This is a genomic window from Parabacteroides sp. AF18-52 (genome assembly GCF_003479145.1).
Lineage (GTDB): Bacteria > Bacteroidota > Bacteroidia > Bacteroidales > Tannerellaceae > Parabacteroides > Parabacteroides faecis.
Genome location: NZ_QUGR01000013.1, coordinates 130797 through 147871, shown reverse-complemented (window position 1 = coordinate 147871; position 17075 = coordinate 130797). Strand labels below are relative to the sequence as shown.

Sequence of the window (17075 nt, the reverse complement as noted above, 5' to 3'; positions counted from 1 at the left end):
AAGCATATATGTGTTCTTTGCGTTTGATATATATCAAACGAATACTTTATACTGTAGCAAAGCAGAGTTCGATACAAGTCTTAATGATTTTGAATCAGAAGTTTTGACCTTTACTGAAAGTAGTTTACAGATAAACATATTGACATCAGCCATCTTTTACAGAAATATCAAAATAAAAACTCCAAATCCCTGTATTCAAGAATTTGGAGTTTCATTATTAAAAATTCAGTTGTTCCATTTATATTACAGGAGCGTCAGGAGCCTTACCCGGCTTTGGAGCTTCCCCTTCTTTATAGAAAGGTAACGGCCCCATCTTATATTCTTCCGGCCCATAATAAAGTGTCGATGCCATAATCTCATCCCAGGAAATCGGTTTTCCGGTGTAAGCAGCCTCACGTCCGAGAATTGCGATCTGCGTTGAATAAGCCAACGCTTCCGCCTGATTTATCTTTTTATCCAAACGGATCGATTCAACCAGGTGAACATGTTCCTGGTCATACGGATTTTTCACAGGCTTATTTTTATAATCATATTCCCAAAGCGTATTTCCATTATAATCGACAAGCTTGATCTCTCCTCTGTCGTTCAACAGAGCAACACCCTTGGTGCCATATACCTGTTCGGAAACATTTCCGTCGCAACCGTCGATCTGACGAGCAGTTGCTAACATGCGTTTGTTATTATTATAATAGTAGTCCACACTAAAGAAATCATAAATATCCCCTGTCAAACGTTGCGCACGGCCGCCGAAACCTACCGCACGAACAGGACGATCTTCCATGAACCAGGTAACAACATCTATGTTATGGATAGCCTGATCTAGCAGATGGTCACCACTTAACCATTTAATGTTAAACCAGTTACGAATACAATATTCCATATCGCTCCATTCCGGACGTTTCCGTTTATTCCACCAGGCACCCTGATCCCAATGTGCTGAAGATGATACGACATCGCCTATCAATCCATTTTTCACTTGAACATAAGCCTCCCAATAGTCCTTACGATGCCGACGCTGATTACCCGTAACAACAGTCAAACCTTTAGAAGTAGCCACCTTAGCTGCAGCAATCACCGTACGTATACCTGTAGGATCGACAGCACAAGGTTTTTCCATAAAAATATGCTTGCCTGCTTCAACGGCGGCTTTAAACTGTTCCGGACGGAAATGCGTAGGAGTACACAGCAGAACGACATCTATATCATTCATTGCCAAGACTTTTTTATACGCATCAAATCCCAAGAAACAGTTGGCATCAGGAACCTCATTTTTAAACTGTTCTGATAGTACTTTCCGGCAGGTAGCCATTCTATCCGGGAACAGATCGGCCAGCGCTATAATAGATACATTCGGTCCGGATTTAAGAAACTGAGTAGCCGCTCCGGTACCACGGTCGCCACAACCAACCAACGCAGCTTTTAAAGGTTTTCCATCAGGAGCCACTTCTACGAAAGAGAACATTCCCAATTCTTCCGGAGAATAATTCTTCGCAGCCGCACCTGCACCTTGTTTTTCTTGCGTACATGAAGTCATTACAGCCGACGACATACCTAATGGTATTCCGGCACCCAGCAATGCTGTGTTTGTTAAGAAATCTCTTCTTTTCATGGTATTTATTATAAAAATATAGTTATTAGACGCCCAAATATATGAATTCATTATCAACAAAGCAAACTTAAAACACATTTTATACATCACATTATTAAGTAGATAGATATATTTTACATGTATTTAATACAATAAGGTAAATAATATTGTACTAAATACGCCAAGTATCCTATCATACAGCTTTTGTCCTGTTATACAATAACTAAAAATATCAAAACAGACAGAAAAAACACCTGCGAAGCATATTTTTCGTACCTTTGAAGCATAAACAATAACATAAACGAACGATGAAAAGCACAAATTATCTTTTCCTCCTCGGACTAGGGCTTACAACTTTAATCTCCTGCAAAGAGGTAAACGCTCCCGATCCGGTTTATCCTATTCCCACGCCGGAACAGGTAGAATGGCACAAAATGGAAACTTATGCCTTTGTCCATTTTGGTTTGAACACATTTAACGATCTAGAATGGGGATATGGAAATACCCCTGCTTCGACCTTCAATCCTACTGATCTGGATTGCGAACAATGGGTCCGCACGATCCAGGCTGCGGGCTTAAAAGGAGTGATTCTCACAGCCAAACATCATGACGGTTTTTGTCTGTGGCAGACTGCTACAACAGAATACAGTGTAAAAAACTCTCCCTGGGAAGGCGGAAAAGGCGATATGGTAAAGGAACTGTCCGATGCTTGTCATAAACACGGACTGAAATTCGGTATCTATCTTTCCCCCTGGGATCGTAACAGCGAAAACTATGGGCAACCGGGGTATGTAGATAAGTTCCATGCCCAATTACATGAACTGGTATGTAACTATGGCCCGTTATTCGAATACTGGTTTGACGGCGCAAACGGTGGCAACGGTTGGTATGGCGGTGCAAATGAAACCCGTTCTATCGACCCGAATACTTATTATAAATACGAACAGGCTGTCGACACAATCAAAAAATATAATCCATCGGTCATGATCTTCGGAGGAACCGAACCGACCATTCGCTGGATCGGAAACGAAGAAGGCTGGGCCGGTGATACACAATGGAGTATGTTTACGAAGAAAGACGGTATACATTACCGTCAGAGCCAATGGGGACTGGAAGATGGCGACCAATGGCTAGGTGGCGAATGCGACGTATCTATCCGCCCGGGTTGGTTCTACCATGCACGCGAAGATCACCAGGTAAAATCATTGTCACATCTGGTCGATCTGTATTACCGCAGTGTCGGACATAATGCGAACTTCCTGTTGAATTTCCCTGTCGCACTGAATGGAAAGATCAGTCCGACAGATTCCATCCGCGCTGTCGAATGGTATCAGACTATACAAAACGATCTTAAAAACAACTTACTGGAGAATGCTTCCGTAAAAGCCAGCAATTCCCGGGGTGGTCAGTTCAAAGCGAATAAAGTCAATGACAGGGATTGGGATTCTTACTGGGCTACAGAAGATGGCGTCACAAATGCAACACTAACCTTTACATTCGATAAACCAACGGATGTAAACCGTCTGATGATCCAGGAATATATACCTCTGGGACAGCGCGTAAAAGCATTTACCATCGAAACGGAAAAAGACGGACAATGGACACCGGTCGAAGCTGCCGACTCAACGACTACCGTCGGCTACAAACGTATTGTCCGCTTCCAGACTGTCAATACCGATAAAATACGCATCAACTTCCTGGATGCACGTGGCCCGCTATGTATTAATAATGTAGAAGCTTTTCTTGCTCCGGCTCTGCTGACAGAACCAGCAATCAGTCGTGACCTGAAAAATATCGTTACCATCCGGGTGGAAGATAAAAATTCAGAAATCCACTATACAACCGACGGTTCGGAACCGACAAAGGACTCTCCCCGTTATACCGAACCGTTCGCCTTTGCTCAAAAAGGTACGATCAAGGCTATTTCATACGACCGTACATTCGACAAGGCCAGTCCGGTATCTGTAAAAGAGCTGGATATTCCGGCTTCCGACTACACAGTTGTCTACCCGAAGGATGAAAAAACAATTGTCATGTTCGACGGTAACGGATATACCACTTTCTATCTGCCGAAAGGAAAGCAGGAAGTGGAAATACAACTGGCTAACGAAATGCCGATATCCGGATTCCGGTATGTTCCCAATCAGGGACGCGATGCAGGAGGACATATTTCTAATTATCAACTATTTGTTAATAATAAGAAAGTGGCTGAAGGCGAATTCTCTAATATCAAACATAATCCGATAGAGCAGGAAATCCGTTTCCCGGCCGTAAAAGGAGATAAGATACGGTTCGTAGCAACACGGATTGTCGATAACCAGCCGCAAGCTGGGATTGGAGAGTTTTCAGTAATTACTGAATAAAACCGGTATTACAAAATCAATACGATTCAAATAAAAAAGAGTGTCGGACATATACGTTTCGACACTCTTTTCTTATATATACCACAATGACATTTTATTCAGGACAGCTTTTCTTTGATAAACACAATCTTACTTAGTTCTTGCAGAACTATGTCCATTTGGACTATCTTTATAGTTATAACAGAAACTGTTTTATAAAAATATCTTAGACTTAGGACGATAAACTTATTGGTGCTTGTTGTCGTTTTTTTTTGAGTTATTAGAAAACGTCGGCAAGTTATATAAAAATATTACAACTACAACCTTTTTTTACATAAAAAATCCAACAACACTAAATATTAAGCAGTGAGAGCCACCGAAAACGAACCAATGAAAGCTACTTCTTCACACCTTTTAAATGATAATTAACATCAAGCCCGCATGTTATAACAAATTTCCCCTTTGCCCCACCTGCAAAGAGCATGATACTCAACAAACTAAATTTCAAAGCAAGGGCACAATTCCTGCTATTTAGAACAAGATCATTAAACCTTCCTTATGACCAACAGACATAGTTCTGCAAGGACTCAGATATACCTTATTTAACCTTAGTGAAAATTGTAGTTATATTATATAATTTAATGTGTGTGAAATGAAAAAGTTAACTTTTACTTTACTGTGCCTTGTGATCTGCATGTGTACAGTAGTGGCTCAAAATGTGAAGGTGACAGGTACTGTTACCGCCGCAGATGACGGTCTACCGATTATTGGAGCATCAGTTCTTGTTAAAGGGACAATGATTGGTACAGTAACGGATGCCGAAGGTCGTTTCTCTTTGGATGTACCACCCGAGGGAAAAATTTTACAAATTTCGTATGTCGGTATGAACACGCAGGAAGTAGCTGTAAAGCCAGTTATTAAAGTGCTCCTGCAGTCAGACACCCAGAATTTGGAGGAAGTTGTCGTTACGGCAATGGGTATTACCCGCTCCGAAAAGACCCTGGGATATTCAGCAACGACCGTTAAGGCTGATGAAATTATCAGCTCACGTACGACCAATGTAGCCGATGCCCTTTCCGGTAAGGTAGCCGGATTATCGGTAAGCTCCACCTCTTCCGACCCGGGTTCGGTTAGTAACATTGTAATCCGTGGTTTCAGTTCTATCAACGGAAGTAATCAACCACTTTATGTAGTTGACGGTGTACCTTTACAGAATAATATGGTTTCCGGTGATGGTAAGAACGTAGCAACCGGAGGTATTTCAAGTGTGGCTTCTGAAGATATCGCTTCGATGACTGTATTAAAAGGAGCAGCCGCAACCGCCCTTTATGGTAGCCGTGCCGCTAACGGTGTGATCGTGATTACCACGAAATCAGGAAAGAAAGGCGACGGACGGAATTTCTCGATCAGCTACAGCGGCAATGTACAGGCTCGTATGGTCTCTTTCCTGCCGGAAATGCAGAACTCGTTCGGACAGGGATGGAACGGTGCACAGACATATATTGAGAATGGTTCCTGGGGTCCTCGCTTGGACGGATCAATGCAGGTGTATGGGCCTATCTGGAATAATCAGCAATTGATTCATGAATACAGTGCAAAAGAAAATAATGTAAAGGATTTCTTTGATCCGGGTTGGTCGCAGAACCATACAATTTCCTTGAGCGGTGTTTCTTCCGACACCAAGATGGATTATTATCTGTCTTATTCTTTTACGAAAGATGATGGTATCATGCCGAAAGATTATGATACATACGAACGTAATACGGTAGCTTTCCGTGGCGGCTATGAAGCGACAGACTGGTTGAAAGTATCTTCTTCCCTTAATTTTGCACGCAGCCAGACGGATGCAGTCGGCAGTTTCCAAGGTACATCCGTAATCGACGGCGTGTTTGAGTTACCTCGCGACATCTCTATCGTGGACATGAAAGATACCAGTTCACCCTTCAATACGCCGGAAGCTTACTTTACTCCTTACGGTATCACCAACCCCTACTGGTCATTGGAAAACAATTACAACCATACGGCTTCGAAGCAAATTTACGGTAAAGTGCAGGTGGATGTCACTCCGATCAAAGAGTTGAAACTGTCCTATCGTATGGGCTTCGACTATACGGACTATGACCGTAAGGTAGGTGCTCCGCAAATTAAGCTGGACGACGCGCTGATCGACGAAGACTATGGATATGCTCCTTCCAACATGAATCAAAGTGGACATGTATATACCCGCTATGGCCGTCATTACGAATTGAATCACGATTTCCTGGCTAATTATTCTAAACGCTTCCTAGATAACAAGCTGGATGTGAGCGTAAATGCCGGTGTAAACATGAACGAACGCGGATATACGCGCACGACCGGCCAGACCGACGACTTGTCTTTCTATTCCGGATTCTGGGATCTGAGTAACGGTTCCACGAAAACAACATTGTCGGAAAGTCAGAATAAACGCCGTTTGGTTGGTCTCTTCGGAGATGTAACCCTTGGTTGGGACGATATGATTTACCTGAACCTGACCGCACGTAACGACTGGTCGTCTACATTGCCTATCGACAACAACAGTTTCTTCTATCCGGGTGCCACATTGAGTTGGATCTTTACCCGCCTAATCCCGGAAAATGAAATTCTTACTTTCGGAAAGGCTCGTTTGGCATATGGTAAGACCGGTAACGATGCAGATCCTTATCAGACAGGTCTGACTTATATACAAGGTACGGCAAATGGCTATTATGGCAGCGACATATCCAAGTTCCCGATGAACGGAGTGAATGCCTTTATAGCTTCCAATACAAAAGGCAGCAACACATTGCGTCCGGAAATGACATCAGAATTTGAAGTCGGCATGAACTTACAATTCTTCAACGGACGTTTCGGGATCGATGCAGCCTATTACAACCGTAAAACGAAAGACCAGATCTTTACTCTTCCGACCGATCCGTCAACAGGTTTCAGCTATATGGTAACCAACTTCGGTGAAGTCAGCAACAAAGGTATCGAATTAGTTATCAACACCACTCCGGTACAGATTAAAGATTTTCGCTGGGACTTGAGTTTCAACTTCTCGAAAAACAACAACAAGGTACTTTCATTACCTGAAAGCCTGGAAGGCGGAAAAGTTTCCATCTATAACTTCTCTGCCGGTAACGATGCGATTTATATGTATGCCGAAGAAGGTAAGCCGATGGGGCAGTTCTATACTTACTTACCGAAGAAAACGGCAGATGGAAAGCCGATCGTAGACGCAAACGGTTATCCTGTTTTAGGCACATCTGTCGAAGATACCGGCAAAAACATGAATCACGACTGGACAGGCGGAATCAATACAGCTTTTACCTATAAAGATTTCACATTGAGCGCATCTTTGGATATTCGTAGCGGTGGTTATATGTTCTCACGTACGAAGAACCTGATGCAATTTACAGGTAACGGTGTAGTTACAACTTACAACGACCGCCGTCCGTTCATTATCCCCAATTCAGTCGTTGATAATGGCGATGGCAATTATACCGAAAACACCACCCCGATTTATCTGGGCAACGGCAGCTATCAAACCTATTTCAATGATTACGGATATGGAGATGGCGGAGAAGCTTATCTGCTCGATCGTTCATTCGTTAAATTGCGTAACATCAGCCTGACCTGGAATGTTCCGAGACAGTGGGTACGCAAGATGTCATTGAGCAATTTGGCCATTACGGCATTTTGTAATAATGTATTTACCTGGACCGCATCAGATAACCGCTACGTAGATCCGGAATCAACAACCGTATCACAGTCTTCTTATGGTGACCTGGCAACACAATTCGGTGAACTGTATACCAACCCGTCTTGCCGTATATTCGGATGCAACCTGAGTGTTAAATTCTAAAACGAGGAGAAAATAAAATATGAAAAAGATATTATTGGCATCTGCACTGCTTTTGGGTGTAAGCTTCACTTCTTGCAACAGCTATTTGGATATCAACACAGATCCCAATTCGCCAGCCGAGGAGAACATTGAGACTTCCATGTTAATGCCTGCCATCGAAATGAACACGGCTTCAAGCTATGGTAATTTTTTGCGCATCGCCGGAGGTTTCCATGCCCAGCAGTACGCGCACTTATTCGGAACAAGCAACTATTTGGACTATTCAAAGTTCAATATGTCGGCTACCCGCAGTAGCGGAACCTATACGCAATTCAATCAAAAAGCATTACAGAACCTGAAGACATTACTAACCAAGTCCGCAGAGCAGGAAGACTGGGGAACCTATCTGGCAGGAACGGTTTTGCGCGCGTTTGTTTACGAGGCTTTGGTTGATTGTTATGGCGAAGTGCCTTATACAGAAGCTCTGGATTTAGAAAACTTTCCGACTCCTAAATATGATGAAGGACAGGTGGTTTATGAAGGAGTGATTGCAGAAATCAATGAGGCGCTGGAAAAGGTTTCGGCATCGAATATTGTATGCACCAACTTCCTTTTCCCGTCTTCAACGGCCGACAAATGGATCAAGTTCGCCAATGCATTGAAGTTGAGGATGCTGATGCGTATATCCGGTGTGAAAGACGTACAATCAGAAGTGGCTGCTTTATTGGCAGAAAACAACTTCCCAACCACCGACGTTTCTTATAAAGGATGTTGGAAGAACGAACCAGGGCAGATGAACCCGTTCTATTCGGAAGAATTTGCTACGACCTGGGGATCTACGCAAACCAATATCGCTGCCAACCTGGCGATCATCGGTACGATGCAAGTAAAGAACAGCGAAGGCGCTATCGAATATGAAGATCCTCGTTTGGCTGCTTTCTTTCAAAAAAACAAAAGCAATGAATATATCGGCGGTATTTCAGGAACCAACTATCCGAAGTCTACCAGTAAATTGCAGGATTGGTGCCGTCCGGTGGCCACATTCGATATGCCGGTTTACCTGATCACCGTATCAGAAGTTGAATTCTTCAAGGCTGAATATTATGCACGTTATGGATCTGCAGCCGATGCCGCCACTCATTATGCGGCCGCCATCGAGGCTTCTTTTGCTTCTGCTAACGTAAGTGGAGCTGCCGACTATGTAGCCCGTTATCCGTTCGATGCTTCCAATTATAAAAAGAGTATCGGTATCGCAAAATGGGTCGCTCTTTCCGGGGTCAACCCGTTCGAAGCCTGGTGTGAGATGCGTCGTTTGGATTACCCCACATTCGGTACAGCCAAAGGTAGCGACTTTTATACCGAAGGCGATCAGGAATCATACAATACATCCAAATATGTTCCCGGTACGTTGTACACGCCGATTCAGGTATTTGGCGAAGTGGGTGCAAATAAATTGCTGGAACGTTATCCGTATGCAGAAAGTTCTTCTTCCCGTAATGAGAACACACCGGCATTCCCGGGATATACGTCACCGGTGTTCTGGGGTAAATAATTTAATTTAAAAGAGAGAATTATGAAAAAAGTAATTTATAGTTTATTGCTTTTTTGCGGTCTTTTCGGTTTATGGGGCTGCGAGAAAACGACAGAAGGTCTGACTAAAGTGACCTATTATGTGAACTTCGAACTGAATGGTGATGATCCCATGCTGGTACCGGTGGGCAGTACATTCTCTGATCCCGGTGTTGTTGCCATGGAGGGAGAAGAAGACGTGACCGCTTCGGTAACTGTCAATAGTGATGTGAAAGCTGATCAAATCGGTCTATATTCCGTATCTTATTCAGCGACGAATGCGGATGGATTCTCCAGTTCGGTTAAACGCACGGTGGTTGTTTATGATCCGGAGGTCACAACAGATGCTTCCGGTGATTATACGGTAGACTCAAGCGTCAGTTATCGAAATATGAATGGTCAACAAGCTCCATTCAAAGGAGATTTCAGTGTATCTGTTACTTTGGTAGCACCAGGCATATTTGCCGTATCCGATTTTCTGGGAGGTTGGTATGACCAAGGAGCCGCTTACGGTGCAGCTTATGCCATGAAAGGCTATTTCAAACTGAATGCAGACAATACGATCGAACCGCTCAGTAGTTTGCTTGCTGGTTGGGGCGACTCCATGGACAGCATGAAAGAGGGGAAATATGACCCGGAAACAGGACAGATTTCCTGGTATATCGACTATGCAGGGACGATGACATTCTATGTAATAATGAACAAATAAACGGATAGAAATTATGAATAAACATATTATTTGGCTATTTACCCTGCTGGTATTCGTATTGGCAGGTTGCGAAAAAGACGAAATAGGCAACACAGCAACCGAAGCACTTGCCGGTGAATGGAAAGTGACGGTAGATGCGGTAGATGAAGGAGGTAATGTCATTGCCGAAGATTTCAACGGAATTGGGCATATCCTGATGAATACCTATAACACGGCAGCAAATACACCCACCGAAATGTATGTAGACGATATAGGCCACTTTTGGGAATATAAAGTACGGGTTAAATCGGATGTCAATGCGTTGACATTTGCGACTAATGGTGCTGCTCCCAATGAAGCCTACGAATGTGATGTGACGATTGACGGCGGTAAGATCTTATTAGGAGCTGCTACGACACCTCACGGAACACCGGCGGACAGTATTGTCTATTATATCTCATTCAGCGACGATGAACCCGGTATGAGGTATAAAGTTTCCGGATATCGCTATTCAGGACTTGCCGTTGACGATTAATATATAAGAACTATTTATAAAACATAACACGTTAACCAAAAATCTTGCTAGACACACTCGACCGGAGTTAGTAGTGATACCAGCTCCGGTCTTTATTATACATAATATCAAATTAGTCTAATGTAATTATTTATACTTCGATACCAATTCAAAGGTGATTTTATTCAGACTTGATCACTTCCGACGGGTTCAACCGTGAAATCAACCAAATACGATATGCGACAGTTATAAATACAATTGCTGCAGTAAGAAATAGAATGCCCAGCCACATAAAAGGATAATTCAACCACTGTGGAGAGATGATCATCTCCGATTTTATCAGAGAATGCAAAAACAAATAGACGATCGCCAGCGAGGGAATAGCCGCAACCAGCAGTAAGCGAATATACAATTTTCCGAATAAAAGAGCGATCACCCGCGGACCGGCACCATTGATCTTCCGTATGGCTACTTCTTTTTGACGGCTACGCGTATCGAGTGTAATAGCTGAGTAGATTCCCAAAACAGTTATGATCAAGCTAATCACAGACAACAATGTAAACAGATCACTCATCAACTCCGCTCCCCCATTATACCGGAAACGCTCTTCCTGTTTAGTAGTCAGCTCGAAAGGAATAGATTCCGGCAGCCAATTACGAACAATGTGGAGTACTTCTATTCGAATATTCTGTTCCTGACCGGACGTACATTTTATATAAACGACCCTGTAATCCGTTTTTTCCGGTATTGATAGGAGTGTAAAACGATGATATTGATGTGCCTTTGCTATTTGTTCCCTGTTGTACAACGGTTCAAAAGGTAATTGTTCATACACGCCGGTGATCTGAAACACCTGGTCGCCCAACAATACAGACGAAGGATTCTCCTCCCCTTCTTTCTCCAATTCCCAGATAAGCGAACGCGATACAACTATTTCAGTAGGAGCCTGCGGCATTCTTCCTTCTATCCTCAGGTTCATAAATTCCGGATAGTTGTCACTGACAAAATACTGTATTCCGTGTATATTCTCATCTTTCTTAGTCTTGTAATCGGGATACCGGCCAATATTATCCAACAAAATATCCTCTACACCGGCAAGTGTACGGATACAGGAAACAATTTCCTCTCCATGTCCCTGCAATTGAGGTTCCCAAAGCTCCATTTTCCAAATACGGGAACATTCCTCTTCGGTCAGCGTATTATTTCTCTTTTCATTCACAAGCCGATATACATGTCCCAATCCAATCGCACCAGCCATAAAGAGAAAACAAATGAACAGTTGCACCCCTAACATAAAATTACGTACACCGTGCTTTTGGGATTTCCCTCCTTTCACCCCTTCAGACAGGGAAAGACGTTTGATACGGAAAATAGCCCAGGCCGCTATCAGCAAACAGATAACAAATAAGATACACAAGTATTCTAATTCTTGCCGGATAAGAACAGAAAGATCAATAATCTCACTTTCGTTTAAAACCGCTTTATTAGCAATATATTGGTAATAAACAGGAATAAGCCATTCAACCATGACAAAACTAACAAATGCCGACGCAATAAAAAGAATGGCAATCTCACTGAAAAGAAGATAAAACAATCCTACCGAATCAGAACCCAGACATTTTCGTAAACTCAGCTCCCGCGTTCGGTTGTAAAACGACTGGATACAGAATTTAAGAAAATTAATCATGGCTGCTATCAATACCAAAGCTCCAATCAATGGAATGAAAAGAATTGCCCCTAAATTATCTGGTTTATATAATTCTTCCTTAAAGGTCATAACACTCAAATAGTTCTCATTTTCATTACCAAATGCTGCTATTTGCTTTTTTAATCGTTGATTCACAACGGCACTCGGTACATCTTTATTAAGCAATGCAACCACATTCAAGTATTTCCGTTCCGGGTTAATCATAGCTGTTTCAGGAAAATAAAGATCGCTCTTTTCCCGTGCACCATCCGGCAGGTCACAAATTACGGCACTTATGGTGGAATACTGTATAGCAGAAGTATCGGTATCTGCCCGACTGAAATAAAGCGTTTTGCCAATAGGATCTTCCTTTCCGAACATCTTCCGGGCAGATGATTCACTAACCCAGACTTCCCCCGGTTTCAAAACAGGAGTTAACCCTTCAAGGGTTTGCATACCGAAAATAAAAGGAAAATCTTTCGTGATATTCTGAAAACTACACTGGAAAGGCTCTTCTTGCTGAGCAGCTTTACAAATAGTAATATTAGCCCTTCCGTAACCGTATGAATAGGCTATTTTCTCCATTCCGGCTACCGGATTGCTCATCAATAGCTGTAATTCTTTCCCGGGAATATAGGGGTCGTCGTAGTTATTTTTTGCCGATTTCACATACATGTTCGCTATCCTGTCGCTATTGCTCCAACCGATAAACTGGTTATTGCTTCTCCTTATATAATAAGAAGTCATACTGAAACATAGTAGTCCGATCGCAATGCCAATGATGGAAAGCAAATATTGAACTTTGTTTTTAAGTATTTGCCGGATAGCAATCTTTAAATAGTGCTTTATCATAATACAATATCTTTTGTTTTCATACAACAAAAGTTATGCCACCGACATAACAATCTGAATAACTGAATATTACAGATATCACTCTTCTATTAAAACTGTGTGGTTCCGCACGAACAACGTTCTTATTCGCACAAAATAGGATCATGAGGAATAGGTCATAAACCAATGCGTAACTTTCTCGCTATATGTCTTCGAGATCGGGATATCCGGGACCATTTCCACACCCAATTCAAGATAAACGCCGTCTTTTTCACGACGGATCACTTTTACCTGGTCGAAATTGACCATGTAAGAACGATGACAACGCAAGACATTCGTTTCTGCCAGACTCTCTTCGATCGCCTTCAACGAATTGCGAAGCATGAACTTCGTCAACACACCTTTATTCAGATACCAGATACAGACATAATTATCTGCAGATTCTATATATAAAAGATTCGTCCGCTTCACTGATAAACGCAACTCATGTTTCTCATCATAAAAAGAGAAGACAGACAATTTGTTCGCAACTTCTGCCCTGTCCTCCTCCAACAACCTCAATTGCCGCTCTTTCTCCTGATAAGAAAAATAAAGATGCAAAGCCGAATAAGGTAATAATAGAACCAGACTTGTATTGATCGCCGATTCTTTGAATACACTTAAATATTCACGTTCCGGATTTAACACCAATGTATAGATCGTATAAAACAGAGACATAAAAAATATCTCCAGAATAATCCATAACGAATATCCTCCGACCGATATATCATGCTTCCTACCCCAATAATACATAACGATCCGGCTGATCACCACTACCAATACGCCAGTAAGGATTATCAGGCTGGAGAACACAAAAAACTTAAATTCCGAAACCGGATACCAATTGGATGAGCTGAACGGCTTATAAATATTGATAAACACCAAAGCGAAAAGTGCTGTCAGCAGAACCAGGCGAACGATGTTCGACTTCCCATAAATATAAGCGGGTATTTTATGACCGAGCATTCCCATATCTTTTGCCTCTTATTTGGTAACAAATGTAATAGTAAATCCCGAAACATTCACCCCGCATATAAAAATTTCACCCCACTATTCGGGTTTATGCCCCTGCCGCAGTTCGCCGGAACCATTTATTTGCAAGGATTGTTTTAATAGTGTTTGTTTGCATCAAAAATCGATTGTTATGGATATCTCACTTCGCACACAACAGCTGAACAGCCTTTTCTCGTATGATAAAAAGGCACGCCTGGAAGAGAGCCGCCTGGAAATAACTCCCTTTCGTTTTACGCAGACAATAGGTGCCAGCGAAATTAACGAATTCCAGAAAGAGCTCGCCACGACAGAATTCTGTTCCGTCACCGACGACCATATCCAGGAAAATAAAATATTCAATTATACCGTATTCGCTCCTTCCGGAAAAGAGAAGCGCGACAAAGCCATTATCCTCCTACATGGACTGAACGAACGAACCTGGGAAAAATACCTGACCTGGGCCGAATATCTGACCGAGTCGACCGGAAAGCCGGTCATACTTTTCCCGATCGCTTTCCACATGAACCGGACACCGGGCAGCTGGTGCAATCCGCGAACCGTGTTACCCTGGGTCGGTAAACGGAAACAGGAAATAGACAACCTGGTCAATTCCACTTTCGCCAATATTACGTTGAGTAGCAGACTGTCGATAAATCCGCTGCGTTTCTATGCTTCAGGGCGCGAATCGGTGTATAACCTCTGGCAACTGGTCTATGAGATCAAGAGCGGAAGACATCCTCTATTCAAAGAAGACACCTCCATCAATCTGTTTGCCTATTCCATCGGCGCATTGCTGTCGCAGGTATTATTACTGAGTAATCCGGAGAAAATGTTCAACGATACCCGCCTGTTCATGTTCTGCGGAGGTTCCATTTTCAGCGAGATGGATGGTAACGCACGCGATATTATGGACAAGGATGCATTCGACAGCCTGCAACGCTTTTATCGTCACGACTTTCTGGAAAACCGTTCTTTACCGACTTCGTTCAGGAATGATTTTCTCGAACAGGCATTCAAGGCTATGATACGTCCGGATGTTCTGCAGGAATACCGCGAATCCTTTTTCCAGAAAGCGTGTAACCGGATCAAAGCGATCTCATTGAAGAAAGATGTCGTCATGCCTACAAACGGAGTGATCAAGGCATTGGGTAAAGCATCCGACAAAATACTGGAAGAACTGGATTTTCCTTTCTCTTATTCGCATCAGATACCGTTCCCTTTCCGGGCAAAGATCGACCAGACACTCGTAAACCGGGAGTTCAACAATATATTCAGTAAGGCGGCAGCATTCTTATAAGCTAAAAACAAAAAGCGAACGCAGACTTGTATCATCTACGTTCGCTATTATTTTTAATACTTATTTTATCTTTAATTACTCCAACGTAATCACCTTATATTTCGGAACCAACGTCTTCATAGCCACCCATCCGATCAGATAAGCAACAGAACATACGCAGAAAATAATAAAATATCCGGCTGGTTTTCCTTCAAATCCCATAAACGTCATGTGAGTTTCATCAGCATAGACAAACAGGTTACCTGCCACTTTCTGCAGGATCATCGAACCTACACCGCCTGCCATACCACCGATACCGGTAATACTGGCAATAGCAGATTTCGGGAACATATCGCCTACCGTAGAGAAAATATTGGCAGACCAGGACTGGTGAGCCGCACCGCCGATACCGATCAAAATTACCGGGAACCAGGGAGAAATAGTACCTAACGGCTGCGCCAACAATACGACCAACGGGAAGAAAGCAAAGATCAGCATCGCTTTCATACGGGCAGCATACGGATTCATACCTGTACGGTTGATAAATATAGTCGGAAGTTTACCCCCGTAAATAGAGAGCATCGTAATCGCATATAACGTAAAGATCAATGCCATTCCCAACGGATCGGAAGTCTTGATCCCGAATTGTGTATTCAGATAAGAAGGAGTCCAGAACAGGAAGAACCACCATACACCATCCGTCATGAATTTACCGACAATGAACGACCAGGTCTGCTTATAACTGAAACATTGCCAGAAACCGATCTTTTTCTCCTCTTCTTCTGTTTTTGCAATTCCGCCGTCTTCATCCTTATCCTGTTCGATATAAGCCAATTCGGCTGCATTCACATGTTTACTCTTTTCGGGAGTGGTGTACATGAACACCCACATTCCCATCCAGATAAAACCAAGCGCACCGATCACGATAAAAGCCATTTCCCATCCCAGCCATTTAGCCAACGGCGGAATACTGAGCGGAGCGATCAAGGCACCGATAGAAGCACCGGCGTTGAATATAGAGGTCGCGTAAGCACGGTCTTTCTTCGGGAAATATTCGGCTGTTACCTTAATTGCTGCCGGGAAGTTTCCGGCTTCACCCAAGGCCAGCACACAGCGGGCAACCAGGAAGCAATACATACTGACAGTCGCCAGTACAACAACTACATCACCCGTTGCGCCGATCAGCTCGGCCGCACTGTTCATTCCTACATAATGTTCCGTTACAACACCACATAACGCGTGCATGCAGGCACCCACCGACCAGACACCGATCGACCAGAGGTATCCTTTTTTTGTACCCATCCAGTCGATAAAGCGACCGGCAAAAAGCATACAAATAGCGTATACAATAGAAAATACAGATGTGATCGTACCGTAGTGAGATTCGTTCCAATGAAATTCGGGTTTGATAAATTCATCCCAGGTTAGTGATAAGACCTGACGGTCGAGATAATTTACTGTTGTCGCAAAGAACAACATCGCACAGATCGTCCATCTGTACTGGGTCATTTTCTGACCAACATTGCCTAATGTGCTCATTTCTTACTGGTTTTTCATGATTTGCGGCAAATATATATCATTTTTTTTAATTACAAAGCATATTGTGTGTGCGAATACACGATTATTTACATTTAATTGGAAACATACAGTAATACGAGAATATAATCAGGAAATGATTTCATAGAGAGTTGGGTACTATGTTTT

10 protein-coding genes are annotated in these 17075 nt (G+C 42.8%); 6 read left to right on the top strand and 4 right to left on the bottom strand.

Going from position 1 to position 17075, the window contains the following annotated elements:
- Window positions 1-238: 238 nt before the first annotated feature.
- Window positions 239-1609, bottom strand: a complete 1371-nt coding sequence (locus DWX23_RS19105) for a Gfo/Idh/MocA family protein (protein WP_233587679.1) — start codon at window positions 1607-1609, stop codon at window positions 239-241.
- 287 nt (window positions 1610-1896) lie between these two features.
- On the opposite strand from DWX23_RS19105, the gene DWX23_RS19100 reads away from it, so the two are divergent.
- The 5 genes from DWX23_RS19100 (at window position 1897) to DWX23_RS19080 (ending at window position 10566) form a co-directional block, all read left to right on the top strand.
- Window positions 1897-3951: an alpha-L-fucosidase gene (locus tag DWX23_RS19100; RefSeq protein ID WP_122375623.1), complete on the top strand. Its 2055-nt coding sequence runs from the start codon at window positions 1897-1899 to the stop codon at window positions 3949-3951.
- A 631-nt stretch (window positions 3952-4582) separates the two neighbouring features.
- Window positions 4583-7795, top strand: coding sequence for a SusC/RagA family TonB-linked outer membrane protein (locus DWX23_RS19095; protein ID WP_122375622.1), 3213 nt, complete (start codon window positions 4583-4585; stop codon window positions 7793-7795).
- Between the two features lie 19 nt (window positions 7796-7814).
- The gene (locus tag DWX23_RS19090) at window positions 7815-9326 is read left to right on the top strand and encodes a SusD/RagB family nutrient-binding outer membrane lipoprotein (RefSeq protein ID WP_122375621.1); all 1512 of its coding nucleotides are present in this window, start codon (window positions 7815-7817) and stop codon (window positions 9324-9326) included.
- A gap of 21 nt (window positions 9327-9347) precedes the next feature.
- Window positions 9348-10052 (top strand): BT_2262 family domain-containing protein, encoded by a 705-nt coding sequence (locus DWX23_RS19085; RefSeq protein WP_009860786.1) that lies wholly within the window; start codon window positions 9348-9350, stop codon window positions 10050-10052.
- A 13-nt stretch (window positions 10053-10065) separates the two neighbouring features.
- Window positions 10066-10566 carry a lipid-binding protein gene (locus DWX23_RS19080; RefSeq protein ID WP_122375620.1) on the top strand — a complete coding sequence of 167 codons (501 nt, stop codon included), beginning with the start codon at window positions 10066-10068 and terminating at the stop codon, window positions 10564-10566.
- A gap of 160 nt (window positions 10567-10726) precedes the next feature.
- Here the strand turns inward: DWX23_RS19080 and DWX23_RS19075 are convergent, their stop codons facing one another.
- On the bottom strand, window positions 10727-13084 hold the full coding sequence (locus DWX23_RS19075; RefSeq protein WP_122375619.1) for an ABC transporter permease: 2358 nt from the start codon (window positions 13082-13084) through the stop codon (window positions 10727-10729).
- Between the two features lie 141 nt (window positions 13085-13225).
- Entirely contained in the window at window positions 13226-14068 is an 843-nt protein-coding gene (locus DWX23_RS19070; RefSeq protein WP_122375627.1) for a LytTR family DNA-binding domain-containing protein, read from the bottom strand.
- A 178-nt stretch (window positions 14069-14246) separates the two neighbouring features.
- On the opposite strand from DWX23_RS19070, the gene DWX23_RS19065 reads away from it, so the two are divergent.
- Window positions 14247-15392, top strand: a complete 1146-nt coding sequence (locus tag DWX23_RS19065) for a DUF6051 family protein (protein ID WP_122375618.1) — start codon at window positions 14247-14249, stop codon at window positions 15390-15392.
- Window positions 15393-15467: 75 nt separating this feature from the next.
- Here the strand turns inward: DWX23_RS19065 and DWX23_RS19060 are convergent, their stop codons facing one another.
- Window positions 15468-16880 (bottom strand): MFS transporter, encoded by a 1413-nt coding sequence (locus DWX23_RS19060; protein ID WP_199673339.1) that lies wholly within the window; start codon window positions 16878-16880, stop codon window positions 15468-15470.
- Window positions 16881-17075 lie beyond the last annotated feature (195 nt).